24 protein-coding genes and 2 pseudogenes are annotated in these 24,774 nt (G+C 69.0%); 18 read left to right on the top strand and 8 right to left on the bottom strand.

What is annotated here, in order from left to right:
- Positions 1–46: 46 nt before the first annotated feature.
- The gene (locus C7M71_RS15380) at positions 47–1,165 is read right to left on the bottom strand and encodes a lipid II:glycine glycyltransferase FemX (protein ID WP_111491425.1); all 1,119 of its coding nucleotides are present in this window, start codon (positions 1,163–1,165) and stop codon (positions 47–49) included.
- Positions 1,166–1,302: 137 nt separating this feature from the next.
- A complete protein-coding gene (locus C7M71_RS15375; protein ID WP_111491424.1) occupies positions 1,303–1,611 on the bottom strand; it encodes a hypothetical protein in 309 nt (102 codons plus the stop codon).
- A 309-nt stretch (positions 1,612–1,920) separates the two neighbouring features.
- On the opposite strand from C7M71_RS15375, the gene rpsF reads away from it, so the two are divergent.
- The 5 genes from rpsF (at position 1,921) to C7M71_RS15350 (ending at position 5,150) form a co-directional block, all read left to right on the top strand.
- The gene (gene rpsF / locus C7M71_RS15370) at positions 1,921–2,211 is read left to right on the top strand and encodes a 30S ribosomal protein S6 (protein ID WP_111491422.1); all 291 of its coding nucleotides are present in this window, start codon (positions 1,921–1,923) and stop codon (positions 2,209–2,211) included.
- A 172-nt stretch (positions 2,212–2,383) separates the two neighbouring features.
- A complete protein-coding gene (locus C7M71_RS15365; protein ID WP_111491420.1) occupies positions 2,384–2,965 on the top strand; it encodes a single-stranded DNA-binding protein in 582 nt (193 codons plus the stop codon).
- A gap of 97 nt (positions 2,966–3,062) precedes the next feature.
- A complete protein-coding gene (gene rpsR, locus C7M71_RS15360) occupies positions 3,063–3,299 on the top strand; it encodes a 30S ribosomal protein S18 (protein WP_055590023.1) in 237 nt (78 codons plus the stop codon).
- A 17-nt stretch (positions 3,300–3,316) separates the two neighbouring features.
- Positions 3,317–3,763, top strand: a complete 447-nt coding sequence (rplI, locus tag C7M71_RS15355; protein WP_111491418.1) for a 50S ribosomal protein L9 — start codon at positions 3,317–3,319, stop codon at positions 3,761–3,763.
- A 304-nt stretch (positions 3,764–4,067) separates the two neighbouring features.
- Positions 4,068–5,150: a nitroreductase family protein gene (locus C7M71_RS15350; protein WP_229759268.1), complete on the top strand. Its 1,083-nt coding sequence runs from the start codon at positions 4,068–4,070 to the stop codon at positions 5,148–5,150.
- A 14-nt stretch (positions 5,151–5,164) separates the two neighbouring features.
- On the opposite strand, the gene C7M71_RS15345 is transcribed toward C7M71_RS15350, so the two are convergent.
- Entirely contained in the window at positions 5,165–6,493 is a 1,329-nt protein-coding gene (locus tag C7M71_RS15345; RefSeq protein ID WP_229758740.1) for an MATE family efflux transporter, read from the bottom strand.
- A gap of 465 nt (positions 6,494–6,958) precedes the next feature.
- Between C7M71_RS15345 and dnaB the strand changes: the two genes are divergently transcribed.
- The 4 genes from dnaB (at position 6,959) to C7M71_RS30680 (ending at position 12,705) form a co-directional block, all read left to right on the top strand.
- Positions 6,959–10,810 (top strand): replicative DNA helicase, encoded by a 3,852-nt coding sequence (dnaB, locus tag C7M71_RS15340; RefSeq protein WP_111491417.1) that lies wholly within the window; start codon positions 6,959–6,961, stop codon positions 10,808–10,810.
- Positions 10,811–10,976: 166 nt separating this feature from the next.
- Positions 10,977–11,699, top strand: a complete 723-nt coding sequence (locus tag C7M71_RS15335) for a MerR family transcriptional regulator (protein ID WP_111491416.1) — start codon at positions 10,977–10,979, stop codon at positions 11,697–11,699.
- A gap of 139 nt (positions 11,700–11,838) precedes the next feature.
- Positions 11,839–12,120: a DUF3892 domain-containing protein gene (locus C7M71_RS15330; RefSeq protein ID WP_111491415.1), complete on the top strand. Its 282-nt coding sequence runs from the start codon at positions 11,839–11,841 to the stop codon at positions 12,118–12,120.
- A gap of 285 nt (positions 12,121–12,405) precedes the next feature.
- Positions 12,406–12,705 (top strand): TnsA-like heteromeric transposase endonuclease subunit, encoded by a 300-nt coding sequence (locus C7M71_RS30680; protein WP_162824261.1) that lies wholly within the window; start codon positions 12,406–12,408, stop codon positions 12,703–12,705.
- Here the strand turns inward: C7M71_RS30680 and C7M71_RS15320 are convergent.
- The 4 genes and pseudogenes from C7M71_RS15320 to C7M71_RS15305 form a co-directional block, all read right to left on the bottom strand.
- A pseudogene (locus C7M71_RS15320) lies at positions 12,691–13,263 on the bottom strand (IS5 family transposase); the annotation flags it as partial. The gene C7M71_RS30680 and the pseudogene C7M71_RS15320 overlap by 15 nt on opposite strands.
- 175 nt (positions 13,264–13,438) lie before the next feature.
- On the bottom strand, positions 13,439–15,031 hold the full coding sequence (locus C7M71_RS15315; protein ID WP_111495531.1) for an ISL3 family transposase: 1,593 nt from the start codon (positions 15,029–15,031) through the stop codon (positions 13,439–13,441).
- Between the two features lie 62 nt (positions 15,032–15,093).
- A pseudogene (locus tag C7M71_RS15310) lies at positions 15,094–15,441 on the bottom strand (IS5 family transposase); the annotation flags it as partial.
- A gap of 21 nt (positions 15,442–15,462) precedes the next feature.
- Positions 15,463–15,795, bottom strand: coding sequence for a hypothetical protein (locus C7M71_RS15305; RefSeq protein ID WP_111495595.1), 333 nt, complete (start codon positions 15,793–15,795; stop codon positions 15,463–15,465).
- A gap of 88 nt (positions 15,796–15,883) precedes the next feature.
- Between C7M71_RS15305 and C7M71_RS15300 the strand changes: the two genes are divergently transcribed.
- From C7M71_RS15300 to C7M71_RS15280, 4 genes are all read left to right on the top strand, one after another.
- Positions 15,884–16,174: a hypothetical protein gene (locus C7M71_RS15300; protein ID WP_162824260.1), complete on the top strand. Its 291-nt coding sequence runs from the start codon at positions 15,884–15,886 to the stop codon at positions 16,172–16,174.
- Positions 16,175–16,241: 67 nt separating this feature from the next.
- The gene (locus C7M71_RS15295; protein ID WP_114914379.1) at positions 16,242–17,006 is read left to right on the top strand and encodes a transposase family protein; all 765 of its coding nucleotides are present in this window, start codon (positions 16,242–16,244) and stop codon (positions 17,004–17,006) included.
- Between the two features lie 911 nt (positions 17,007–17,917).
- Positions 17,918–18,106 (top strand): hypothetical protein, encoded by a 189-nt coding sequence (locus C7M71_RS15285; RefSeq protein WP_111491241.1) that lies wholly within the window; start codon positions 17,918–17,920, stop codon positions 18,104–18,106.
- A 135-nt stretch (positions 18,107–18,241) separates the two neighbouring features.
- Positions 18,242–19,294, top strand: a complete 1,053-nt coding sequence (locus C7M71_RS15280) for a LysR family transcriptional regulator (protein WP_162824259.1) — start codon at positions 18,242–18,244, stop codon at positions 19,292–19,294.
- Between the two features lie 211 nt (positions 19,295–19,505).
- Here the strand turns inward: C7M71_RS15280 and C7M71_RS15275 are convergent, their stop codons facing one another.
- Entirely contained in the window at positions 19,506–20,072 is a 567-nt protein-coding gene (locus tag C7M71_RS15275; protein WP_111491239.1) for a dihydrofolate reductase family protein, read from the bottom strand.
- 198 nt (positions 20,073–20,270) lie between these two features.
- Between C7M71_RS15275 and C7M71_RS15270 the strand changes: the two genes are divergently transcribed.
- The 5 genes from C7M71_RS15270 (at position 20,271) to C7M71_RS15250 (ending at position 24,737) form a co-directional block, all read left to right on the top strand.
- Positions 20,271–20,699 carry a VOC family protein gene (locus tag C7M71_RS15270; protein ID WP_111491238.1) on the top strand — a complete coding sequence of 143 codons (429 nt, stop codon included), beginning with the start codon at positions 20,271–20,273 and terminating at the stop codon, positions 20,697–20,699.
- 172 nt (positions 20,700–20,871) lie between these two features.
- Positions 20,872–21,750, top strand: a complete 879-nt coding sequence (locus tag C7M71_RS15265) for a hypothetical protein (RefSeq protein ID WP_111491237.1) — start codon at positions 20,872–20,874, stop codon at positions 21,748–21,750.
- Between the two features lie 314 nt (positions 21,751–22,064).
- A complete protein-coding gene (locus tag C7M71_RS15260) occupies positions 22,065–22,658 on the top strand; it encodes a TetR/AcrR family transcriptional regulator (RefSeq protein ID WP_111491236.1) in 594 nt (197 codons plus the stop codon).
- Positions 22,655–23,491 (top strand): alpha/beta fold hydrolase, encoded by an 837-nt coding sequence (locus tag C7M71_RS15255; protein ID WP_111491235.1) that lies wholly within the window; start codon positions 22,655–22,657, stop codon positions 23,489–23,491. Before C7M71_RS15260 ends, C7M71_RS15255 begins: the two co-directional genes overlap by 4 nt.
- Positions 23,492–23,618: 127 nt before the next feature.
- Positions 23,619–24,737 carry a winged helix DNA-binding domain-containing protein gene (locus tag C7M71_RS15250; protein WP_111491234.1) on the top strand — a complete coding sequence of 373 codons (1,119 nt, stop codon included), beginning with the start codon at positions 23,619–23,621 and terminating at the stop codon, positions 24,735–24,737.
- Positions 24,738–24,774 lie beyond the last annotated feature (37 nt).

Here is a 24,774-nt window from a genome sequence, read left to right as displayed (position 1 = left end):
GATCGGGGGTGCGCCGGATCGGGGCTGCGCCGGATCGGGGTGGGGGTCAGCGGCGGGACATGTACAGGTCCAGCGCCTTGTGGAGCATCTTGTTGAGCGGGAAGTCCCACTCCCCCAGGTACTCGGCGGCCTGGCCACCGGTTCCCAACTTGAACTGGATCAGACCGAAGAGGTGGTTGTTCTCGTCCAGCGTGTCGCTGATGCCGCGCAGGTCGTAGACGGTCGCGCCGAGGGCGTACGCGTCCCGCATCATCCGCCACTGGACGGCGTTGGAGGGCCGGACCTCGCGCTTGTGGTCGGCGGAGGCGCCGTAGGAGTACCAGACGTGCTCGCCGACGGTGAGCATGGTGGTGGCGGCCAGCGCCTCGCCCTCGTGGTAGGCGAGGTAGAGCCGCATCCGGTTGGGGTCCTCGGCGTTCAGCGCCTGCCACATCCGCTGGAAGTAGGAGAGCGGGCGGGGGATGAAGCGGTCCCGCTCGGCGGTGACCACATAGAGCTGGTGGAAGACCGGCAGGTCGTCGTAGCCGCCCTGGACGACCTCGACGCCCGACTTCTCGGCGCGCTTGATGTTGCGGCGCCACAGCTGGTTGAAGCCCCGCTGGACGTCGTCCAGCGAGCGGTTGGCGAGCGGCACCTGGAAGACATAGCGGGGCTGGACGTCGCCGAAGCCGGCGCCGCCGTCCTCGCCCTGCAACCAGCCGGCCCGGCGCAGCCGGTCGGCCACCTCGAAGGCGCGCGGCTCATACCAGCCGGCCTCCACATCCCGCAGCCGCCTGGCGTGGCCGGCGGATATCGCCTCCTTGATGGCGGCGGCGTCCCAGCGGCGGATGACGATGGGCGGGCCCATCTTCACCGAGAAGGCGCCCTGGGCCTTGAGGTGGGCGAGCATCGGTTGCAGCCACCGCTCCAGGTCGGGGTCGAACCAGTCGATGGCGGGGCCTTCGGGGAGGTACGCGAGATAGCGCTTGATCTTGGGCAACTGCCGGTACAGGACCAGCCCGGCGCCCACCACCCGGTCCTGTGCGTCGATCCAGCCCAGGGACTCCGAGCGCCACTCCGCCTTGACATCGCCCCAGGCGGGGACCTGCATGTGGCTGATGGAGGGCAGGCCCCTGACGAAGGCGAGGTGCTCCTCACGGCTGATCGTTCGCAGGCGCAGGCTCATGCTCGGGCGCTCCTCCTCGGCAGCGGCTGTCGGGCCGAGAGCCTAACGCCCGGCCGTCCGCGCGCATCCGCTCCCGAGTGCGGATACGCGCTAGCCGCCGCTGCCGGTCGCCTCCGGCTGCCTCCGGTCGCCTGCGGCTACCAGAGACCGCCGAAGAGGCCGCCGTGGGCGAGGCCGATGCCGAAGCCGACCGCGCTCGCTGCCAGGAAGATGACCAGCAGGAACCGCTCTGCGGTGGTCGCCGAGACATATTGGCCCCAGGCGCCTGTGACGATGCCCGCGAGGCCGCTCCAGGAGGTCAGCAGATGCAGGCCGTGGAAGAAGGAGGAGATGAAGGCGAGCAGTCCGAAGACCACGGTCAACGCGGTGAGGGAGTTCTCCACCGGATGGGGGCGGCCGTCGGTGTTGAGGGTGAACGTCGACATCCGGCGCACAGCGTGTGCCATGGGAACTACCTCCTTGAGGAGGATCGCGCACTTTCGCGCACTGTCCGGTCACGCACTCTCGGGCAGCGTCGCACACGGCGGTGCGGCACGCATCCGATGAGTCCAGATTGAAGGGATCCCGGCACGGATGACAAGTCCTCGTTCGGGTGCGGGTAGGCTGTGAGGTCTGCACCGGTGCATCGATGGGACGAACCCGATTGTCAGTGGTCCCCACTACGGTGGGTTCGTCCTTGATAACCGGCGCCGACGCTACAACCCTCCTGCCACGGAGAGACCGTGGCCGCTGAGTCCAGAGGAGGTGGGTTCCATATGCGTCACTACGAGCTGATGGTCATCCTCGACCCGTCGGTCGAGGAGCGCGCTGTCTCCCCCCTGATCGAGAACTTCCTCAATGTCGTCCGCACCGGCGGCGGCAATGTGGAGAAGGTCGACACCTGGGGCCGTCGTCGCCTGTCGTACGAGATCAACAAGCAGTCCGAGGGCATCTACTCGGTCGTCGACCTCAAGGCTGAGCCTGCGGTCGTCAAGGAGCTCGACCGGCAGCTCAACCTGAGCGAGCAGGTTCTCCGGACCAAGGTCCTGCGCCCGGACACCCACTGAGCCTGCCCGGAGCCCCTCGGGGCACCAGGTAGCTCACGCCGCGTGTTTCACGTGAAACATGCGGTGAGCATCGCAGGACTCCCCCGCCGCCGAGCCGACGGCCCAGCCGACGGCAGAGCGGATCGGGAGCACTGGGAACGGAACGTCTCCTCCCGAGAGGTACACCACCACCATGGCAGGCGAGACCGTCATCACCCTCGTCGGCAACCTCGTCGACGATCCCGAGCTGCGCTTCACCCCGTCCGGTGCGGCGGTCGCGAAGTTCCGCATCGCGTCCACCCCCCGCACCTTCGACCGCCAGACCAACGAGTGGAAGGACGGCGAGAGTCTCTTCCTCACGTGCAACGTCTGGCGTCAGCCGGCGGAGAACGTGGCCGAGTCGCTCCAGCGCGGCATGCGCGTGATCGTGCAGGGCCGTCTGCGTCAGCGGTCGTACGAGACCCGCGAGGGCGAGAAGCGGACCGTCTTCGAGGTCGAGGTCGACGAGGTCGGCCCGAGCCTGCGCTCGGCCACCGCCAAGGTCACCCGGGCCAACCGGTCCGGCGGCCAGGGCGGCGGCTTCGGCGGCGGCGGCGGTCAGCAGGGCGGCGGTGGCGGCTGGGGTGGCAACTCCGGCGGCGGCCAGCCCTCCGGCGGCCCGTCCGACGACCCCTGGGCCTCCAGCGCCCCGGCGGGCGGCGGACAGCAGGGCGGCGGCGGTGGCGGCTGGGGTGCCCCGGCCGGTGGCGGCTTCTCGGAAGAGCCCCCGTTCTAAGGAGCTCCCGCTCGGAGATCCTGCGTCAAGCGGACGAGATTTCGTGCGACCCGGGTGGCTGCGGCCACCCGGATCGTGAAGACCGATGGAGTACATGATGGCGAAGCCGCCTGCGCGCAAGCCCAAGAAGAAGGTTTGCGTGTTCTGCAAGGACAAGATCAACTACGTGGACTACAAGGACACGAACCTGCTGCGGAAGTTCATCTCCGACCGCGGCAAGATCCGTGCCCGCCGGGTCACCGGCAACTGCACCCAGCACCAGCGCGACGTCGCCACCGCTGTCAAGAACAGCCGTGAGATGGCGCTGCTGCCCTACACCTCGACTGCTCGCTGAGAGAGGGTGACCGAAGCATGAAGATCATCCTCACCAACGAGGTCCCCGGCCTCGGTGTCGCCGGCGAGATCGTCGAGGTCAAGGACGGCTACGCCCGCAACTACCTGGTCCCGCGCGGCTTTGCCATCCGCTGGACCAAGGGCGGCCAGAAGGATGTCGACGCCATCCGTCGCGCCCGCAAGGTCCGCGCCATCCAGTCGCTGGAGCACGCCAACGAGGTCAAGGGTCAGCTGGAGGGCCTCCAGGTCAAGCTGGCCGTCCGTTCCGGCGACTCCGGTCGCCTGTTCGGCTCGGTGACCCAGGCCGACGTCGTCGACGCCGTCAAGGCCGCCGGCGGCCCGTCGGTGGACAAGCGCACCGTCACGATCGCCTCGCCGATCAAGACCGTGGGCTCCCACCGCATCACCGTCAAGCTCCACACCGACGTCGAGGCCAAGCTCGACGTGGCGGTCGTGGCCGCCTGACCGAGGCACCACGCAGCACGCACCACGCAGCACGCACCACGCAGTACCGAGGGCCGGGACTCCGTACGGAGCCCCGGCCCTCGGGCTTTCCGCATCCGGTTCCACCCCCGGCTACTCAACCGTGCGCACACGGATGAGTACCGGGCTGAGCAGACGCCCCCATCCCGCACCCGCCCCCGCCCGCCACCATGGCCACGGTCGAACCCGCAGAGACAGTGGCGCGTACCCGCACCGCACCCCCTGTCCGAGTGGGTACAACCCCTTCGGGTCACCCCGTCGAACACAGCGACCAGCGGAGGATGCGATGACCGCCCCCCACCGGGCAGCCCGCCGACCCACCCCCGACCCGGCACCGGGCGGCCCCGGCGCTGCCACCCCCGCCACCGCCTGGACCGAGATCCTCCGCACCCTGGAGGACCACTGCCGCCGCGCCCCCAGCCGCTACAACACCCAGCCCTGGCGCCTGGCCTATGAACGCGACCGGATCACCCTGCACTGGGACCCCGCCCGCACCCTGCCGCACACCGACCCCACCCGCCGCGACCTCTTCCTCTCCCTCGGCGCCTTCCTGGAGACCTGCCTGATCGTCGCCGCCGACGCCGGACTCGCCGTCCACGCCCGCACCGACTTCGACGAGACCGACTGCCGCGCCGCCCGACTGCTCCCCGCCGACACCCCCTACCCCACCCCGTTCACCACCGCCACCGTCGAGACCCGGCGCACCGCCCGTGGCCCGCACCGGCCCGGACCGCTCACCGGAACCGAACTCTCCGCCGCCCGCGACCAGCTCGCCGACCTGCCCTCGGCACGGCTCGTCCACCTCCACACCCGAGAGCTGGCCGCACTCGGCCGCCGCGCCGACCGCTGGCTGCTCGGCACACCCCCCGCCGTCGCCGAACTCCGCACCTGGCTACGGCCCACCTCCCGCCACCCTCGCTACACCCTGGACGGCCTCACCGACCGCGCCCTGGGCCTCACCCGCCCCCGGGCCGCCGCCCTCGCCGCCGCCGTCTCCCCGCCGCTCCACCCGCTGCTGCGGGCACTCGGCCTCCCCCGACTGCTCGCCGCCGCCCGCCGCTCCCCGCTCGGCTACGACGGCAGCGTGCTGATCCTGGTCGGCGACGCCACCGGCCGCCACGGCCCCGCCGCCACCACCCCCGAGGGCCTGATCGCCCACGGCCGCGCGCTGGTCCGCACCTGGTACGCCCTGGCCGAGCACGGCGTCGGAGTCCACCCGCTGGACGCCCTGATCGACGCCCCCCGCACCGGCCCGCAGCTCGCTGCCCGGCTCGGCGGCGAGGGGCGCCGGGTGCTCGCCGCCTTCCGGGCCGGGCACCCGGTGCGGCAGCCGGAACGATCCGCCCGCATCCCCGCGCGCCAGGGCTGACCGCCCGGTGCCGCCTACGGCCGTACGGCGCCGGTCACCAGCCAGGCCCCGGTACGCGCCCGCCACCCCAGCATCCCCAACCGCACCAGCATGAAGAGCGCCATGCCCCACCAGAGCGCCACCAGACCGCCGCCCGCCGCCGGGAGCAGCAGCGCGACCGGGGCGAAGACCACCAGCGTGGCCAGCATCGCCCAGGCCAGGTACGGACCGTCGCCCGCACCCATCAGCACCCCGTCCAGGACGAAGACCACCCCGGACACCGGCTGGGTCAGCGCCACGATCAGCAGCACCACGGTCAGCCGGTCCTGCACCGCCGCGTCCGGGGTGAAGAGCGGGACATACAGCGGGCGGCCCAGCACCACCAGCAGCCCCAGCACCACCCCGGCGCCGACACCCCACCGGACCATCCGCCGGGTGGCCGCCCTGGTCCCCTCGACATCGCCTGCCCCGAGGTATCGGCCGATGATGGCCTGCCCTGCGATGGCGATCGCATCCAGCGCGAACGCCAGGAAGCTCCACAGCGTCATCGCCACCTGATGCGCCGCCACCTGCTCGTCGCCCAGCCGGGCGGCCACCGCCGTGGCGATCACCAGGACCGCGCGCAGGCTCATCGTCCGCACCAGCAGCGGCCCGCCCGCCCGGGCACAGGCGCGGATACCGGCCAGGTCCGGACGGAGCGCCGCGTGGTGGCGGCGGGCGCCCCGCAGCACCACCAGGAGGTAGGCGGCCGCCATCCCGCACTGCGCCAGCACCGTGCCCCAGGCCGAGCCGGCCACGCCCAGTCCGGCGCCGTACACCAGGCCCACATTGAGCAGCAGGTTGGCGGAGAAGCCGGCGACGGCGACGACCAGCGGGGTGCGGGTGTCCTGGAGTCCCCGCAGCACTCCGGTGGCGGCCAGCACGGTCAGCATGGCCGGGATGCCGAGCGCGCTGATCCGCAGATAGGTGACGGCATGGGGGGTGGCCGAGTCCGAGGCGCCGAACAGTCCGACCAACTGAGGCGCCAGCGGCACCGTCAGCGCGACCAGCGCGGCGGAGAGCAGCAGGGCCAGCCAGATGCCGTCGATGCCCTGCTGGATCGCCGCCCTGCGGTCGCCGGCGCCGATCCGGCGGGCGACGGCGGCGGTGGTGGCGTAGGCGAGGAAGACGAAGACCCCGGTGAGGGTGGCCAGCAGGGTCGCGGCGACGCCGAGGCCGGCCAGTTGCGCGGTGCCCAGATGGCCCACAATGGCCGAGTCGGCCATCAGAAAGAGCGGTTCGGCGACCAGTGCTCCGAAGGCGGGAACGGCGAGCGCCAGGATCTCTCGGTCATGGCGCCGGGGGGTGCTTCGGTAGTCATCCACAGGTAAGAGTCTAAGGGCTGGTTGGGCTGTTACTCGCAACCCCGTGCGGTAGCGGTCCCTGCACCCTTTGTGGCGATCTCCGGCCGGGCGGAAAAGAAATTCGTCTACACAGTCGGTGGATGGAGTAATCGCAGGTCAACACGTTGACGCTGGGCAGATCGTGTGGTTATCCACAGGGGTTTCCCCCAGGCTGTGCACAGGTTGCCGGGCGTTCTCCACAGTTGTACGCCCGTCATCCACACCCCCCTGTGGATAACCGTCTTGGTGCGGAGGCCACCGCACCCTTAGCGTGGTCGTTCGCCCGGCTGCCGCACCCGCCTCCGGGCGTCCTTCCTGTCAGTGGGGTGCCGTAAGAAAGAGAAGGCGCGACCCGCGCGCAGAGGGAGGCAGCCGCATGGATCCTACGACTGCGCTCCCCGCCCGCCCCGCGCCCCTCTCACCCCACTCGCTGAACGGGGAAGATGCGTGACCGGCCCCCAGTACGACGACCACGACACCCCCCCGCCCCCGGACGACGACTGGCCGGCCCCCGGCGACTCCTTCCCCGACGGCCCCGGCGACCGGCTGCCCGTCCCCCGCAACCGCCGCGACGGCGGTCGCAACCCCGAGTGGCGCGGCGACCGCGACCGTGACCGCGATCGGGACGGCGACAGCGGCGGCAGCCGCGGCGGGGACGCCTTCGAGCGCGTCCCCCCGCAGGACCTCGCCGCCGAGCAGTCCGTCCTCGGCGGCATGCTGCTCTCCAAGGACGCCATCGCCGATGTCGTGGAGGTCCTCAAGCCCGCCGACTACTACCGACCGGCCCATGAGCTGATCCACGGCGCCATCCTGGACCTCTACGCCCGGGGCGAGCCCGCCGACCCCATCACGGTCGCCGGCGAGCTCACCAAGCGCGGCGAGATCACCCGCGCCGGCGGCCCCGCCTATCTGCACACCCTGGTCAACTCCGTCCCCACCGCCGCCAACGCCGAGTACTACGCCGAGATCGTCCATGAGCGCGCCGTCCTGCGCCGCCTGGTCGAGGCCGGTACCCGGATCGCCGGTATGGGCTACGCCGCCGAGGGTGACGTCGACGAGATCGTCAACGCCGCCCAGGCCGAGATCTACGCCGTCACCGAGCAGCGCACCAGCGAGGACTACGCCCCGCTCGCCGACATCATGGAGGGCGCCCTCGACGAGATCGAGGCGATCGGCTCCCGCAGCGGCCAGATGTCCGGCGTCCCCACCGGCTTCACCGACCTGGACTCCCTCACCAACGGCCTCCACCCCGGCCAGATGATCGTCGTCGCCGCGAGGCCCGCGATGGGTAAATGCATTACTGGGAAGACATTGCTCGTTGAAGCTTCCACCGGCCGTCGCATTCCGATCGAGGAGTTCGTCCGTCGGGGTCGCGAAGGGGAGTCGCTCAAGGTCCACACCCTCGGCTCGGACTGGAGGCTGCGCCCCGTCGAGCCGTCCGACTTCGTTCCCAACGGTCGGCGAGCCGTGTTTCGGCTCACCACGCAGTTGGGCCGGTCGCTCTCGGCCACCCCCAACCATCCGCTGCTCACCCTGCGCGGGTGGCGACCTCTGGAGCAACTGGAGCCGGGAGACCGCATTGCGGTGGCCCGTACCCTGCCGACCCGTGGCGGGTCCTACCTGCCGGACGACCTGGTGGGCCTGACCGGCTATCTGCTGGGGGACGGCTGCCTGGCCGAGAGCAGGACGAGCCCCACCCTGCGTGCGATGAGCCAAGTCATCGTCGCGGATGCGCGCCGCATGGGCGAAGCACTCGGGCTGGACGTCCGCCAGCATGATCGCAGGCCCTGCACACCCCTGAAGATGCAGTGCGAACAGCCGGAGGACGAGCCGCACATTCACCCGACCGAGTTGGCCTTCCTGGGGCAGGGGCGCGGTTGGAACCTGCTAGCCGGGAAGCTGGACGAGTGGGGCCTCAAGGGCGTGGGGGCCCGCGACAAGTTCGTGCCCGAGGTGTTCTTCCAGCTCCCCGCGCGGCAGATCGGGCACTTCCTGTCCCGCCTCTACGCCACCGACGGCTGGGCCTGCGTCTCCAAGCCCGGCAACCAGCCGCAGGTCGGGTACTGCTCGGTCAGCGAGCGGCTGGCCCGCGACGTCGCCCACCTGCTGCTGCGCCTGGACATCGTGGCCAAGGTCGTCCGCCGCACGGTCGCCTGCAACGGCGAGCGCCGCCCCGCCTTCCAGGTGCTCATCCACGACATCGACCAGATCCGCACCTTCGCGGCCCGGGTCGGCATCCACTCCAAGGAGCGGCAGCTGGCCGCCGTCCTCGGGAGCTTCGGCGAACGGATGGCGCAGCCCAATCTCGACCTGATCCCCGGGGAGGTCTGGGAGCTGATCAAGGCGGAGAAGGGCGAGCTGAGCTGGGCCGAGGTCAGCGCCCGCACCGGCCGCCCGCGCAACCACAACTGGCACGTGGGTCAGCAGCTCAGCCGCCACCGCCTGATGGAGATCGGCAAGGCGCTGGACTCCCAGGTGCTCAAGGACATCGCCGACTCCGACGTCCAGTGGGACCGGGTGGAGTCCGTCGTGCCCGACGGCGAGGCCGAGGTCTACGACCTCACCGTGGACGGCACCCACAACTTCGTCGCCAACGACATCGTCGTCCACAACTCGACCCTGGCCCTGGACTTCGCCCGCGCCTGCTCGATCAAGAATGGCATGCCCAGCGTCATCTTCTCGCTGGAGATGGGCCGCAACGAGATCGCCATGCGCCTGCTCTCGGCGGAGGCCCGGGTCGCCCTGCACCACATGCGCTCGGGCAATATGACCGACGACGACTGGACCCGGCTCGCCCGCCGGATGCCCGACGTCAGCGCGGCGCCGCTCTACATCGACGACTCGCCGAACCTCTCCATGATGGAGATCCGCGCCAAGTGCCGCCGCCTCAAGCAGCGCAACGACCTGCGCATGGTGGTCATCGACTACCTCCAGCTGATGCAGGCCGGCGGTTCGCGCCGGGCCGAGAGCCGCCAGCAGGAGGTCTCCGAGATGTCCCGAAACCTCAAGCTGCTCGCCAAGGAGCTGGAGGTCCCGGTCATCGCGCTCTCCCAGCTGAACCGAGGCCCTGAGCAGCGGACCGACAAGCGGCCGATGGTGTCGGACCTACGTGAGTCGGGGTGTGTCACGGCCACCACCCGCCTGCTGCGGGCGGACACGGGCGCCGAGGTCACCATCGCGGAGCTGATGGAGAGCGGAGCGCGGGAGGTGCCGGTCTGGTCGGTGGACGGGCAGCTGCGGCTCGTCGCACGGACCCTCACCCATGCCTTCCCCAGCGGGGTGAAGGAGGCATTCCGGGTGCGGCTGGCGTCGGGCCGCGAGGTCGAGGCCACGGCCAACCACCCGTTCCTCACCCATGACGGCTGGCAGCCGCTCGGTGAGCTGTCGGCCGGTGCCCGGGTGGCGGTTCCCCGCAGGATCGACGCACCGCTGCGTACCGCTGCCTGGCCGGAGCCCGAGGTGGTGATGCTGGCGCACCTGCCCGGGAGCGAAGGCTTGGCCTCGGAGGCCGCCACCCTGCCCTCGGAGGTCTTCACGCTGCCGGACGGCCAGGTGCGGCTCTTCCTCCGCCACCTCTGGTCCACGGGCGGCTCGATGGCCGTCACCGAGAACGGTGCTGTCCGCATCCAGTACACGACCCCGTCCGAGCGGCTGGCCCGCGACCTTCAGCACCTGCTGCTCCGGCTGGACCTGCGAGCGGGACTGCGGCGAGACGGCGGCGCCCAGGGCCGTCCGGAATGGTCGGTCGACATCTCAGGTGCCGACGACCAGCGTGCGTTCCTCCGGCAGATCGGCGTGCGCGGCGCCGCTGCCGAGTCGGTCGACGCGGCGCTGCGCTGCCTGGAGTCGGCGAGGGCCGCCACCACCTCGGACACCGTTCCCCCGCAGGTCCGGGAGCGGGTGCGGGAGGCCATCGCAGAGCCGGCCCTGGCGACCGGCACCCGGCTCTCGCAGGTGGCCGAGATCCTGCGCGACGCCGAACTGGAACTGCTCGCCACCAGCGACGTGAGGTGGGACCCGATCGTCTCGATCGAGAGCATCGGCGAGCAGCCCGTCTACGACGCCACCGTGCTGGGCACCCACAACTTCATCGCCAACGGCGTGGTGCTGCACAACTCCATCGAGCAGGACGCCGACATGGTCATCCTGCTGCACCGCGAGGACGCCTACGAAAAGGAGTCACCCCGAGCGGGCGAAGCCGACCTGATCGTCGCCAAGCACCGAAACGGCCCCACCGCAACCATCACCGTCGCCTTCCAGGGCCACTACTCACGCTTTGTGGACATGGCCAACAGCTGACGACCTGCCTGTAGGGAGCCGTTTTACATGAGCTTTTTGCCTGTTAGTTCAGCAATGTGTCAGCAATTTACCGTGGTTGAGCAATTTATCCCGACGCCAGAGCCGTAATCGCTAGCAGAGCTGGTACTACAGTGCTACTGTAGTCACTGACAGTGGAGGTGAATTAATGGCGATCGAAGAGAACGGCTTCCTTGAGTACCTGCAGTTGCAGGACGGCGAGCCCGATCTGGTCACGAAGTCTGAGCTCATAGCCCGAGTGCGAGCGGAGGGCTACCCGGTCAGTGATCGCCAATTGACCTTCTATGTCAGCGAGCGGCTGCTGCCGCGTTCCGTGCGCGTCGGTACTCGAGCTGGCGCCTACCCCTCCATCGTCATTGACTTGCTCACATGGATCCTCAGAGCGAGAGATGGCGGCGTGCCCATTGAGGCATTGAGAGAGCTTCTCCCCGTTTGGAAGTTCCTTGTCCGGGCTAGATCCCATCGCGAACTTGATCTAGCTGAACTGGAGTACGTCGCACGTCAGCATGTGAGTTCCACCGAGGGGGCGCTGTACGTTGCGCGACTCGTGATCGATGTCATGTCCTGCTGCTGCTCGAAGTGCCGGAACGACATAGTGATCGTCAAGAAGAACGGCGACAAGATCCTTATGGGTGACGCGACCAGCACCGTCGGCTTCGCAGTCGCCCGAACCATTGAGGATGCGGATGCGGGTCTCGTGCCGCGTTGGTTCGCCTCTACGAGGGTGAGCCTTGCGTCGACGGACCGCCCATCCTCGGATCCGACCACTGTGATCCTCGGGCTGAAGCCGAACGTAGCGCTGCCCCCAGACCCCGAGGACGATCAGCCCGAGCCCTGCGACCAGGGAAGAGAGTCCGTACCTGGTGGATGAAGGGCCACAAAAACGTACTGGGGCGAGCATTGGCGTGCTCGCCCCAGTCGAGGGCCGCTACGCAACCCGTGGATACACACAGAGCGTACGGCCCTCATCGGTAGGCCGCCAAGCGGCCACAAGTGAGGAGAAAAGGCAAGTGGAAATTCAGTTCACGGCCCGCCGTATGTCGGGTGACGAGGAGCACGAGCACATCGCCCTGCTGTGGTGGAAGAACCCGGCCGACGGGTCCACCGGGTTCAGCGAGCGAGCTGTGCTGGTGAAGTGGATCGAGGACAAGGTCGGCACGGCCTACACCGACGACGGCCGGGGCAACCGGGCCCAGGTCTTCGTGCGGACGTCAGCCCATGGGGTGAAGTTCCTGCAGACCTACGCTGACGGGGTCTGGACGAACAACCTGCTGGCTCTGCCGAAGCGTTGATACTGGCCGGGGCGGGGAGGTCAACACTCCCCGCCCCGAGCGGTTGACCCAGCTCCAGCTCGTTCAAACTCCAGCGGCCTGTCGCCACTCAACTTGATGGACTGGGCCCACCCAGTGCATGTGGCCAGGCATTTTGTCGCAGTTCTCCTCCTACGGAAGCTACCGGAGCCTCCATGGATAGGGGGAGCTGTGGGTGTTCACACGATGAGGTCGGGCAGTGCTTCGGCTCGGCGGTTGCCAGCGCTACGTGATGAGGACGTGGCTGCTCTGGTATCGCTACGGGCGTTGGACGACAGCACTGTTGAGAGGCCGATGGGGCAGCTGCGCTCGGCCCAGGTAATGCGAGCGAAGCCGTGGCGCACATTCCGCAATCGCCACGGGCAAAAGCATCATTCCGGCAACTACTGGTGCGCCACAATGGGGGCTCACGTCCTCTACGAGAGCCGCCTGGAGTTGGCACGGCTGATGATGGCCGACTTCGATCCGCAGGTGGTCGCGATCGCGGCCCAGCCGTTTCGGATCCGGGCTCGGGTGGCAGGCCGGGCTCGACGGCATGTTCCGGACTACATGCTAGGCCGTGTCTGACAAATGATCATGCCGTGGTGTCGCGGAGCCACAAGATGAGCGAAGCCAGGTGCAGTCCCGACTGGTAGCGGACGGCGAGCTTGTCGAAGCGGGTCGCGATCGCGCGGAACTGCTTGAGACGGTTGAGCAGCGCTCGACCACGTTGCGGCCCTTGTACTGCTCTTTGTCGAAGGCCGGTGGTCGGCCGCCGCGGGTGCCGCGCCGCTTGCGGTTGGCCACCTGGTCCGAGCATTCGGGGATGGTGGCCCGGATGCCGCGTCGCCGCAGGCCTGCCCGGATGGCCCGAGAGGAATACGCCTTGTCGGCCAGCACCCGGTCGGGACGGCGTCGCGGCCTGCCGACCGTGGCGCGGGGCACCTTGATGGCGTCCAGCACCGCGTCGAACATCGTGGAGTCGTTCACGTTCCCGGCCGTCACGACCAACGACAGGGGCAGACCACGACCGTCCACCGCCAGACGGACCTTCGTGGTCAGTCCGCCGCGGGACCGGCCGAGGGCCTGCCGTGTCGCCGAGCGTTGCGGATCTTCCAGTTTGTCCCCGTCCGGGTCCCCTTTTTGGTTCTGGATCACTTTTGGTGCCAGTGCCACGGAGGGTCACCGGGCCCGCGATCATGAACGGTCGTGACCCACGACCTGCTCCAGGACCTCTGGCTCCACCAGACCACCGACGTCGCGGTCAGCGCCGTCACAATCCACGCCAACCGCATCACCGTCCACGCCACCACGACCAGACTCATGCCGCATGCAGGATGCGTTTGCGCAGCAGGTCGAAGTTGGCGCGGCCGAACATCTGGCGCTTGATCATCTTGATCTTGTTGTTGTGGCCCTCGACCGCGCCGGAGCTGTAGCGCAGGGTCAGCCCGGCGATGACGGCGTCGAGGTCCTGCAGGAGGCCGGTGGCGAAGCTCTGCAGCGCAGGGACCTGGTCCTGTTGGACGCGGGCGATCCAGTCTTTGAGCTGGTGGCCGCGGCGGTCGTTCATCAGCTCGGCGAATGCCCTGACGTGCTCGGCGGTGCGGGCGAGCGCTGGGACGCGCGCGAGGATCTCCTTGAGCTGCAGGGCGTCGTCGGCGGCCAGCTTCTCGGGGTGGCGGGTGATCCACCCGGTCACGTCCCGGACGGAGGGCTTGCGGCGAGGCGGATCCTGGTGCGGGAATGCCTCCCGCAGCTGCCGCACGTAGACGCGGACGATCTGCTCCTGGCCCGGGAATCCGCGCTGCCGGATCTCCTCGAACAGCCGTCGAGCGACGGTGAGGCCCTCGGCGTACCGCTCGTTGACGTAGGGCTTGTAGGGGTCGAGGATGCTGGTGCGTCCGGTCCAGCGGCCGATCAGCAGCTCGTCCGGGTCCGAAGCATGGGCCAGACGGCGGACGGTGCCGCGGGCCAGGCCCAGCCGTCGGCCGATGGCACGCAGGCTGACGCCCTCGCGGATCAGTGCGTGGACGGCCGCGTGCTGTTCGCGGACGCGGTCCGACAGGCGTCCGGTCCGGCGGGGCTCGGCCGCGGTGGCCGGCAGGGTCACGGGCTGGGTGGGACCGGTGGGTGGCGGGGGTTCGGGCAGCAGGGCGCGGTGCTGGAGCACGGTCTTCTCGACGGCGTCGGCGAGGTTCTGCCAGAGGTGGAAGCGGTCGGCGACGTGGATTGCGTCCGGGGCGCCGAGCCGCGCGGCCTCGGCGTAGAGGGCGGAGCGGTCGCGGCAGATGACCTTCACTCCTGGGTGGGCGGCCAGCCATGAGCGAACGGTCTCGACTGTGCGGTCGGGTAGCAGGTCGACCGGTCGGCGCGTCTCGATGTCGACCAGGATGGTCGCGTAGACGTGGCCCTTGCGCAGGGCGAACTCGTCGATCCCCAGCACTCGCGGTGCCGGCGGGGCTTCTTCAGGCAGAGCGCGTATCAGGCGAAGGAGCGTGGAGCGGCTGACCGGGACGGCGAACGCTTCGGCCAGGCGGGAGCCGGCCCGGCCGGCGAGCATCAGCCCGAGCCGCTGCAACGCGGCCTGGAGCTGTTGGCTTCGCCGTCCATATCGAAAGGTGACGCCCTCGACCTGCTCGACGAACGTCGCGCGCTCGCACGCTGGTTGACGGCATCGGAACCGGCGGACCCGTAACTCGACCACGACCCGGCGCTGGCCCGCAGCGCTGTCGTTGAGCCTCCGCACGTAGCTGCTGTGGACGCGGCCCGAGGATGTTCCGCACGACGGACACTCCGCTCCCGCCCTGGTCGTGGTGGCGTGGACGGTGATGCGGTTGGCGTGGATTGTGACGGCGCTGACCGCGACGTCGGTGGTCTGGTGGAGCCAGAGGTCCTGGAGCAGGTCGTGGGTCACGACCGTTCATGATCGCGGGCCGGTGACCCTCCGTGGCACTGGCACCAAAAGTGATCCAGAACCCCCTTTTTCCGGGCGCCGGCGGCATGCTGGTGAGCCCGGTTGACGGTGGAGTCCACCGAAACCGTCCACTCCACACGGCCGACCGCATCGTCACGGACCTGAACGTGCTCCAGCAACCGGACCCACGTGCCGTCGGACTCCCACCGGGCGAACCGCTCGTAAACCGTCTGCCACGGCCCATACCGCTCCGGCAGATCCCGCCACGGAGCTCCCGTCCGCAAGCGCCACAGCACCCCATCGATCACCTGCCGATGATCCCGCCAGGGCCGCCCCCGACCATCCAGCACCGGCAACAACGGAGCTATCCGCTCCCACGCCGAATCCGTCAACTCACCACGACCAGCCACAAGATCAATGATCAACTATGGCTAGTCACCCATGAACCACAAGTAGCTGCCCGGCGCTGTCGCACAGGCTTCAAGAAGCTCGGCGAGGTCGAGGAGAGCTGCCATTTGCTCCTCGTCGTCACACCCCTCTACGAGGGCGGCAGCCTCCTCGCTGGCAACCTGAGCCTCTTGCTCGTTGAACAATGTGTCGCCGTACGGATCTACCCAGCCGAGCTTGCCTGAGCCGTGGCGATCAAGCCTGCTCAGCGCCCGCGCCAACGCTTCACCGTGCTGGTAAGACCCCCGCAGCAGTGTGGCTCGGGACGACCCCTTTCGCGCAGGCCGCTCCGAGTGAAGCTCAAGCTCGATCCCCATGACCCCTCCATCAGCTTCGGACACCTCAGCTTGGCAGAGACCATTTGTCAGACACGGCCTAGTCCGGGCCGACCGGTCGGCCGTGGTCGTGAACGTCAAGCCCGCTTCCCAGCTGGCCAAGCCGGAGATCGCCGAAGCTCTGGCCTGGCCGGCGAAGCTGATCGAGGAACATGGCTGGGACCATGAGATCTGGAGCGGTGAGGATCCGGTCTACCTGGCCAATCTCCGATTCCTGGCCTGCCAGCGTCGGGACGGCTACGTGGCGGAGACACTCCTTAAGGAGGTTCTTGCCGGGGCAGGGGGCGGTGCGACCATCGGGGGACTGTTGGTGCGCATGATCCTTTTCCAACCTCGGTGCGAGGCAAGACCGTTGTGGTGACAACGCGACGAAGCTCCTAGTAGATGGGTTGTCGACCAAGATCAACCTTCTCCGCCAGGAGCTTCGTGTGCTTGTCTACCCGTCTGGGCTGGATCTGTCCACTTCCGCGCTGCGGCTGCTGGGAAGGGAACTGGCCGCCCGACGCCGCCGGATCGGGACCCGGTGGCGGCGGCTGACCTGCGGCCGGCAGGCGCTGATGGGCCTGGCCCACCTGCGCTGCGGCCACACCTTCACGCAACTCGCTGCCGGGTTCGGCGTCGGACTGGCCACCGCCCACCGCTACGTCACCGAGGCCGTCGAGGTCCTGGCCGAGCTCGCGCCCACCCTGGAGGAGGCGGTAGCCGTCGCCGCGACCAAGGCGTTCGTGATCCTGGACGGCACCCTGCCGCCCATCGACCGCGTCGCCGCCGACCGGCCCTTCTACTCCGGCAAGCACAAGCGCCACGGCGTGAACGTCCAGGTCCTCACCGACGCCTTCGGGAAGGTGATCTGGGTGTCACCGGCCCTGCCCGGCGCGGTACACGACATCAAGGCTGCCCGCACCCACGGCATCCTCGACGCGCTCAACACCGCGAGCATCCCGTGCTGGGCGGACAAGGCCTACCAGGGCGCAGGCCCGGCCGTTCGCGTCCCCTACCGAGGCCGGTGGGACAAGCTTTCCGCAGGTCAGAAGGCCGTCAACCGCGCTCACGCGAAGATCCGCGCGGTCGGCGAGCAGGCCATGGCCACCCTCAAGACCTGGCGCCTCCTGCGCAAGCTTCGCTGCAGCACCACCCGCATCACCAACATCGTCAAGGCCGTCCTGGCCCTGCAGCTCGCCACATCAGCGTGAGATTGGAAAGCCCTCACTGCCCTGGCGTCTGCCGTGGTCCTTCGCCTGCACTGAACACTTGGCCCTACTCGTTGAGCACTGCCCCAAATGCCAGCAGCCTGCCCGGGACGGCTGGAGCCTGCGGACCCGCCCGACCCCGGGGTTCTGCAGGTCGCTCAAACACGCGCAAGAGCGGACGCCTTCCTCATCCGGCGACTCGCGCTGTCTCGGTGATCTTCGAGGTGCCGGGGTGTCCAAGCTCCCCCCGGAGGGCCAGATCGTCGCGGCGCAGAATCAGGTCAACGTTCTGATCTCGGACATCCTCCAGTCCCATGACAACAGCGAACCCGATGAGCTCGCACGAGCGTTGGGCAACCTCCAGCACCTGCACGCCAGCGCGCGCGTCGCTCTATCCGCCCTCCACCTCAGCAGTGACCTCCCGCCCCACGCCGACAATTTGCTCGACGAATTGGGAGTGCCCGACCCTCGGACCCTGGGAGGAGAGCAGTCCCGGGGAGGACCGCATGTGCGTAACCCGAAGCAGATGGCATTCGGGATGGCGGTCGCGGTGCACATGCTCCGTAAGGGACCTGATCGGCTGGATCCGAGAACCACGCGCTGGCTTCTGACAACAACGCAGACACGACGAAGTGGGACAGTCCCGGCGGCTGCCAAGATTCTCGACCGCTGGGACCGGGCGACCCCCTGCTCTGCAAGGAGCTCTCCTCGCAGAGCTTGCCCCCACCCTGCAGGTGCACGACCGTATCCGCTACCGGACCGCCGGTAAGCGCCCCAGTGCCCCAGCCCGCGGCACCGCGCTCGAACGCTCACGAAACGTGCCCAGCTCCTTCTGGCGCGGCCCCGCCCTGCGGCTCACACCACCTGGGCTCTACTACGACCTACCGCTCTGCTTTCGGGCTGCCCTGAGTCGGATGCTCCTGGCCGTTGGGGAGAGCGGGCAGGAGGTCCAAGCCGAAACCCGGCGTCTCCTGTTCGAACACGCCCCCTCCGGGCTCGGGCTCGACTACCGCGCCATGACCAGCAAACTGCAGTCCTCGGGGCATCTGGAGTACGTGCTGTCCGCGATCACCCAACTCGCCGGGCACCTCGACCAGGAATGAAGTCCGATCGACTACAGGCGCCGCCGCAAGCTTTTCCTCCAAGCAGATGTGGACTGGCCGGCACTCCGCCACTTCTACGACAGCATCGGCAGACCCCGCCCCGGCCAGCCCGAACAACGTCTACTGCGAGTCAGGTTGATCGAACGTCTGACCGGCACGCATCCCCGCTTCCTTGCCCCGCCGATGAACCTCACAGGCGCACCCGTCCACGTTTACGAACGGACGGGCCTCCGCCTCCAAGCGGACCTGAGCAAGCACCTCGACTGGCAGGCCACCGGATTGCTCCACAAAGCCGGCATTAGTGAGCCAGTCCGATGGGAACCACTGCCGGAATGGTTCGTCATCCCGCACTCCCAGTCGCCAGGACCTGACCTGGACAGCATTCCGGCTGACCAGCTCTGGCCTGCCGTCCAGAGCAGAGCTGGAGTCAAGGCGATCGCCGAGCAACTGCAGGTCAGCGTCGAGCACGTTCGGGCCTTCGCGGAACGTCATCCGCTGCCGCCCGAGACTGCCCCGACACAACGCTGGCCGAAAATTCCCCGGGCCCAGACACCCACGACAAAGGAACTACAAGAGCTGGTCGGACAAGGCCTAAGCAACAGGAGGATCGGTGCCGTTCTCGGCTACAACCGAACCTTTGTCCGCCGTCTCCTCGGCGAGCGAGGGCTCTCGCCAGCACTCGCCTCCGGCGGCCAGCGAACAATCCATATCGACCCCGACTGGCTTCGTCACGAGTACGAGGTCAAGCAGCGCACCTACAAGGCCATCGCGGCGTCCATCGGGGTGAGTACATGCACGATTCGGGGCCGGGCCGCCGAAGCAGGCATTCCGTCGCGCAGGTCGGCTCGGGACCACCCACTCGCCAAGTTCGGAGGCCCGGCAGACTTCCCGCCTGTCCTCTGGAACTCGTTCGCTGGCTACGGGGCAGAACTCCGGGCGCAGCGCTTCCTTCTCATCATTGAACTGCCGACCAGCACCATCACGGCAGCCGCCCGAGCGCTGTCCATTAGCGCCTGCCGTGTTGCCGTCTTCATGGCAGAACTCGAACGAGTTGCAGAGGCATGGCTCTTCAACCGCACAAATAGGGGCAGAACCACCAGGCCTACTCCAGCTGGAACGAGGTTTGCTGATGACATCCGTGAGGCGATCGCCCTCATCGAACGCCCGTCCCAGAGGAAGCTGGCATGAAAATTGCCCAACAAGCCGCAGAGGGGCAACGTGGTCGATCACTCGGCGGCGGTATCTCCCTTGGTCAGCATGCTCAGCAACGCTGTTTCCCTACACTGCCGTGCAGGGTCGGGAAACGCGTCGCCGCAGCCGCCCGGACGATCCCGGCTGAGGGGATGCCACAACGGTGAGAGGAAACACCCATCCAAGCCGTGAGACAGCGGGAAGCTGCTCAGCGCCTCGTCTCGTACCTGGTCAGGACCACGCCGCCGGGAAACGTCCGCGTCTCCACCAGGTTCAGGTTCACCCAGCTGTCCAGCGCGGTGAAAAACGGCGTGCCGCTGCCCACCAGGACCGGATGGGCGGCGATCACATACTCGTCGATCAGCCCGGCGCGCATGGCCGCCCCGGCAAGCGTCGCGCCGCCGATGTTCATTGGGCCGCCGTCCTCGGCCTTGAGCCGGGTGATCTCGGCGATCGCGTCGCCGGTGACCAGGCGGGTGTTCCAGTCGACCTTGTCGATCGTCGAGGAGAACACCACCTTCGGCGTGTCCCGCCAGTTCCGCGCGAACTCGATCTCCGCCGGGGTGGCGTTGGGCTGCTGGTCGCCGGTCGGCCAGTAGGAGCTCATCGTCTCCCATAGCTTGCGCCCGTACAGCGACAGGCCACTCGCCTGCTCGTGGGCGAGCCACCACTGGAACAGCTCGTGGCTCGGCGGTCCGCTCCAGCCGATGTCGTCGCCGGCCGTGGCGATGTAGCCGTCCAGGGTCAGGTTCATGCCGTAGATCAGTTTCCGCATGGCCTAGCCTTCCGCCCGTGGGTGTCCGGCGCGGACCCAGCCCGCCGGCCTCCACTGCTCGTGATCACGCAATGGATGACTGCCCACCCTCTTGCTCACTGCCGGTACCACTGCTGGGCGCGCAGCTGTGATTGCTCACCAGCCGACGGACCCTACACCGCCGTGTCGGTGAACAGCACGCGCCACTATGGTGGGCCGATGGCGTCGGTCAAGCAGTTCCAAGTCACCTTCGACTGCGCAGAACCCGAGCGCGTCGCTCGTTTCTGGTGCGAGGTGTTGGGGTACGTCGTATCGCCGCCACCGAAGGGGTTTGCCACGTGGGACGATTTCGATCGCTCAGTGCCGCCTGAGGATCGGGGTTCATGGTTCGCATGCATTGATCCCTCAGGTGTGGGCCCGCGACTGTTCTTCCAGCGCGTTCCCGAAGGCAAGGTCGTCAAGAATCGGCTGCATCTTGATGTGCGGGTCGGCACCGGACTCGTGGGTGAAGAGCGCCTTGCCGCACTCGAGGCCGAGTGCGCACGCCTGGTCCCGCTCGGCGCAGTACGGGTGCGACTGCTGCACGACGGCAACGACTCATGCATCGTCATGCAGGACATCGAGGGCAACGAGTTCTGTCTCGACTGAGGGGCCACGAACGTGTCCTCGTTCTGTCCCCATGGGCCAGGACGAAGAACCGCTCCCGGCCGATCAGGCGCTGGGGACGGGTGAGCCGTCCGGCCGATTCGGCAGGTTACGACGAGTTCGATGAGACGGGCCCGGTGGTCTGCGTCTCACTGGAGAGGACAACAGTCGGCGCATGCCTGAGACCTTCGTCGACCTGGGATCCGTCACCGCGCCGTCTGGTGTGCTGGTGCTCGGTATGGCCGGGTGGATCGACTATTGGCGGGAACTGGGGCAACCCCTCTCCGAGCGCGCCAGGACGACGGCGGCGTCGGGAGGAGGCCACTTTGGTGAGTGGCTGTGCGAGGCGGTTGCGGTTCCTGCCGCCGACGACCGGCCGCTGACGGTGCGGGCGAGCACCTCCCCGTCACCGTTCGACGAGGAGCCGACGATCGCGATCCTGGAGATCGGCCTCGGCGTGCCATGGCCGGAGACTGCGGACCGGTCGATGCCGGTCCGGCTCGGGGACCTGCCCGTCGACCGATGCGGCATGGTGGTCGGTGACGCCTCGGGCCTGGACGCGTGGACGGGCTTGGAGAGCGAGCCGGCCAATGGGCTCGCCGATGTCACCTACTGGGGCCGATATGTGGACGACGCTCACGCGCAGTTCGGCGGCGAGCGGATCGCACCGCAGTACGGCGACGACGGACCGCATGGGTGGCTCGACCTGCCCGTGGCCGAGGCAGCCTCACTCGCCGCCGAGCTCACCGCCTGGCGCGGCGGCCTCCAGGGCAAGGGCGTTGCCGTCTCACTCGACAAGCACACCGACTTCTACCGCTTCCGGCGGGCCGGGTGGCACCATCCGCTCCATATCGGCGCGATCGAGGTCGGCGGCTGCCAGGTGCTCGGCATCGGCTGGGACCAAGGCGATCACTCCATCAGGCACCGTGGCGAACGAGAGGCGGGCCAGGTCTATCCGGTCACCCTCGAAGCCGATGAGGCGGGCCGGACGGTGATGCGATGGACGATCCCGCCCGGCGACTTCGACGACGAGGACGAGGACGAGGACGAGTGAACCGGTAGGTCACCGGCAACACCTTCGCTCGCTGGGCGGGCCGGAGAAGACTCGGTGAGATCGGTGGGTGGAGCTGCCGTCGGTTTCACAGGCGGCCATCGACGCCTGACCCGCCTCCACGTCAGGCGTTCCCCGCGACGTGAGCGCCACCACGCCGAGCGTGGAGCAACCCTGCCACCAGGCGGCGGCAAAGCCCACGACGGCCGCCGAGAAGAACCAGCAAGACCCGGCCGGACCCTCATCCAGTCATCCGCGTTGTCGTTCCTAGGGGTCCTAGGCTATAACTAGTCAACCTAGGGTCTTGGGGAGGGCGTATGGCACGGGCCGGGCTGACGGCGGAGCGGGTGACGGTCGCGGGCGCCGAGCTGGCGGACGAGGTCGGGCTGGACCAGGTGACCATGTCGCAGGTGGCGCGGCGGCTCGGCGTGAAGGATGCGAGCCTCTACACGCACGTCCGCAGCCTGGAGGATCTGCGCGGACGCATCGCGCTGCTGGCGGCGGACGAGAAGACGATCCGCATCGCGGAGGCGACCGCAGGGCGGGCAGGCAAGGACGCGCTGGTCGCGTTTGCGAACGCCTGGCGGGAGTACGCCCACCAGCATCCGGGCCGCTATATGGCGACGCAGACCCCGATCCGGATCGACCCTGAGCTGGTCGCGACAGCCCCCGGGCCACGACGCGCGGTCGAGCTGACCTACGGCATGCTGCGCGGCTACGGACTGCCCGAGCCCGACCTGACCGACGCGGTCCGGTTGCTGCGCAGCACATTCCACGGGTTCGTCGCCCTGGAGGCCGCGGGCGGTTTCGCGTACGAGCGTGCGCCGCAGCAGTCCTGGGTCCGCGCCCTCGACGCCCTGCACGTCCTGCTGGAGCACTGGCCCCCGTCCCGGGAGGGAGACCCCGCATGACCGGTCCGACCATCGGCAGCCTGCAGGTGCACGGCGCGACCCTGCACTATGAAGTACGCGGCCAGGGTCCGCTGCTGCTGCTGATCCCCGGAGGGACGGGCGGTGCGGCGTCCTTCGACGGCATCGCCGACGACCTGGCCACCGAATACACCGTCGCGACCTACGACCCGCGCGGCATGTCCCGCAGCACGCTGGACGACCCCGAGGCCGAACAGCGAGTGGCCGAGCACGCCGATGACGCGTTCCGGGTGCTGGAGCTGCTGTCGCCCGGTGAGCCCGCCCGGGTGTTCGGCGCCAGCTCGGGCGCGATCACCGCCCTGCACCTGCTCACCGCCCATCCCGAATGCGTGGAACGCGTCGTGGCGCACGAGCCGCCGGTAGTGGAGGTCCTGCCGGACGCCTCCGAACACCGCGCGCTCATCGCGCGCGTGCAGACGACGTTCCGCACCCAGGGGCTTATGCCGGCGATGGCCGTCTTCGCTGCGGGCCTGAAGAAGGACGGCGACACCACCGAGCCGAAGGCCGAGATCAGGCTTCCGCCGCACGCAGCGGCGCGGGCCGAGCAGACGATGGCCGACCTGCCGTACTTCGTCGGGCGCATCGTGCCCGGCTTTATGTCCTACGCCCCGGACATCCACCGGCTGGAGGCGCTGTCGGACCGCCTTGTGCTCGCCTGCGGTCAGGACTCACGCGGCGAGCTGCCCTACCGTCCGGCCGCTTTCCTGGCCGAGCGTCTCGGCATGGAACTCCGGCACTTTCCAGGCGGGCACACCGGCCTGACCACGCACCCCGCCGAGTTCAGCGAGCTCCTGCGAAAGACCTTCCGGCCGTGAGGAGTTGACCTTCGCCCCGGGCGGTCAGGCGGCGGTACAGGCCACGTCCGGATCGGTGGGGCCGTGTGCCGCGACGAGTCCCGGAAGGAGGACAGATCTCGTCCGCATGGGTGGTTAGCGTGGCGCCATGGCCGAGACGAGTACCGGAGCCGTCCTGGGGCGGCGGGCGCTGAACCGCGCGCTGCTGGAGCGGCAGTTGCTGACGAGACGTCATAAACTGTCCGCCGCAGAGGTGGTGGAGCGGCTGGTGGGGCTCCAGGCGCAGGACCCCAAGCCGCCCTATGTCGGGCTGTGGAACCGGGTGGAGGGCTTCCGGCCGGAGGAGCTGTCGCGGCTGGTGGAGGACCGCTCGGTGGTCCGGATCGCACTGATGCGCGGCACCATCCACCTGGTCACCGCAGCGGACTGCCTGGCGCTGCGCCCGGTGCTGCAACGGCAGTTGGAGCGCACCGCCCGGACCCAGTGGGGCGGGCAGCTCGCCGGTGTGGACCTGGGGGCGCTAGCCGAGGCGGGTCGGGAGCTGGTGGAGGAGCGTCCGCTGACGTTCCAGGGGCTGGGCGCGCTGCTGGCGGAGCGCTGGCCGGGGTGCGACCCTTCGGCGCTGGCGATGACCGTACGGTGCCTGCTGCCGCTGGTGCAGGTGCCGCCGCGCGGGGTGTGGGGTGCGAGCGGCCCGGCCGCGCACACCACGGCGGCGGCCTGGCTGGGGTTGCCCCTGGTGGCCGAGCCGCCTGTGGATGCGATGGTGCTGCGCTACCTGGCGGCGTTCGGTCCGGCGACCGTCCGGGATGTGCAGACGTGGTCGGGGCTGACGCGGCTTCGGGAGGTGCTGGAGCGGCTGCGGCCCCGGCTGTGCGTCTTCCGGGACGAGAGCGGCGCGATCCTCTACGACCTGCCCGACGCGCCGCGTCCGGACCCGGAAACGCCGGTCCCGGTACGGCTGCTGGCGGAGTTCGACAATCTGCTGCTCTCGCATGCGGACCGCACCCGGGTGCTGCCGGACGCCTACCGGAAGCGGGTGTGCACCAGCAACGGCCTGGTGCGGGGCGCGGTCCTCACCGACGGCCTGGTGCGGGGAATCTGGCGGATCGCCGGGGATCGCGGGGCGGTGCCGAGGCTGCGGGTGGAACTCTTCGAGCCGCTGTCCGCCGCCGACCGGGAGGCGGTGGAGCGGGAGGGGCTGCGGCTGCTCGCCTTCTCACTGCCGAACGGTGGCGGTGAGGTGTTTTTCACAGAGTCCGACTGACGGCCGGTCACCGACCGGTCACCCCTGAGAGGGAATC

Origin of the sequence: Peterkaempfera bronchialis, from assembly GCF_003258605.2 — a bacterium.
GTDB lineage: Bacteria > Actinomycetota > Actinomycetes > Streptomycetales > Streptomycetaceae > Peterkaempfera > Peterkaempfera bronchialis.
This window is presented reverse-complemented; position numbering and strand designations above follow the sequence as displayed.

What these genes read in the sequence shown, in the direction of transcription:
- C7M71_RS15365 (WP_111491420.1), top strand. Translation starts at nt 2,384, where the DNA reads ATGGCAGGCGAGACCGTCATCACCCTCGTCGGCAACCTCGTCGACGAT.
- C7M71_RS15375 (WP_111491424.1), bottom strand. Translation starts at nt 1,611, where the DNA reads ATGGCACACGCTGTGCGCCGGATGTCGACGTTCACCCTCAACACCGAC.
- C7M71_RS15250 (WP_111491234.1), top strand. Translation starts at nt 23,619, where the DNA reads ATGGCCGAGACGAGTACCGGAGCCGTCCTGGGGCGGCGGGCGCTGAAC.
- C7M71_RS15255 (WP_111491235.1), top strand. Translation starts at nt 22,655, where the DNA reads ATGACCGGTCCGACCATCGGCAGCCTGCAGGTGCACGGCGCGACCCTG.
- C7M71_RS15270 (WP_111491238.1), top strand. Translation starts at nt 20,271, where the DNA reads ATGGCGTCGGTCAAGCAGTTCCAAGTCACCTTCGACTGCGCAGAACCC.
- rplI (WP_111491418.1), top strand. Translation starts at nt 3,317, where the DNA reads ATGAAGATCATCCTCACCAACGAGGTCCCCGGCCTCGGTGTCGCCGGC.
- rpsF (WP_111491422.1), top strand. Translation starts at nt 1,921, where the DNA reads ATGCGTCACTACGAGCTGATGGTCATCCTCGACCCGTCGGTCGAGGAG.
- rpsR (WP_055590023.1), top strand. Translation starts at nt 3,063, where the DNA reads ATGGCGAAGCCGCCTGCGCGCAAGCCCAAGAAGAAGGTTTGCGTGTTC.
- C7M71_RS15265 (WP_111491237.1), top strand. Translation starts at nt 20,872, where the DNA reads ATGCCTGAGACCTTCGTCGACCTGGGATCCGTCACCGCGCCGTCTGGT.
- C7M71_RS15260 (WP_111491236.1), top strand. Translation starts at nt 22,065, where the DNA reads ATGGCACGGGCCGGGCTGACGGCGGAGCGGGTGACGGTCGCGGGCGCC.
- C7M71_RS15285 (WP_111491241.1), top strand. Translation starts at nt 17,918, where the DNA reads ATGCTCCTGGCCGTTGGGGAGAGCGGGCAGGAGGTCCAAGCCGAAACC.
- C7M71_RS15335 (WP_111491416.1), top strand. Translation starts at nt 10,977, where the DNA reads ATGGCGATCGAAGAGAACGGCTTCCTTGAGTACCTGCAGTTGCAGGAC.
- C7M71_RS15305 (WP_111495595.1), bottom strand. Translation starts at nt 15,795, where the DNA reads ATGGGGATCGAGCTTGAGCTTCACTCGGAGCGGCCTGCGCGAAAGGGG.
- C7M71_RS15275 (WP_111491239.1), bottom strand. Translation starts at nt 20,072, where the DNA reads ATGCGGAAACTGATCTACGGCATGAACCTGACCCTGGACGGCTACATC.
- C7M71_RS15380 (WP_111491425.1), bottom strand. Translation starts at nt 1,165, where the DNA reads ATGAGCCTGCGCCTGCGAACGATCAGCCGTGAGGAGCACCTCGCCTTC.
- C7M71_RS15350 (WP_229759268.1), top strand. Translation starts at nt 4,068, where the DNA reads ATGACCGCCCCCCACCGGGCAGCCCGCCGACCCACCCCCGACCCGGCA.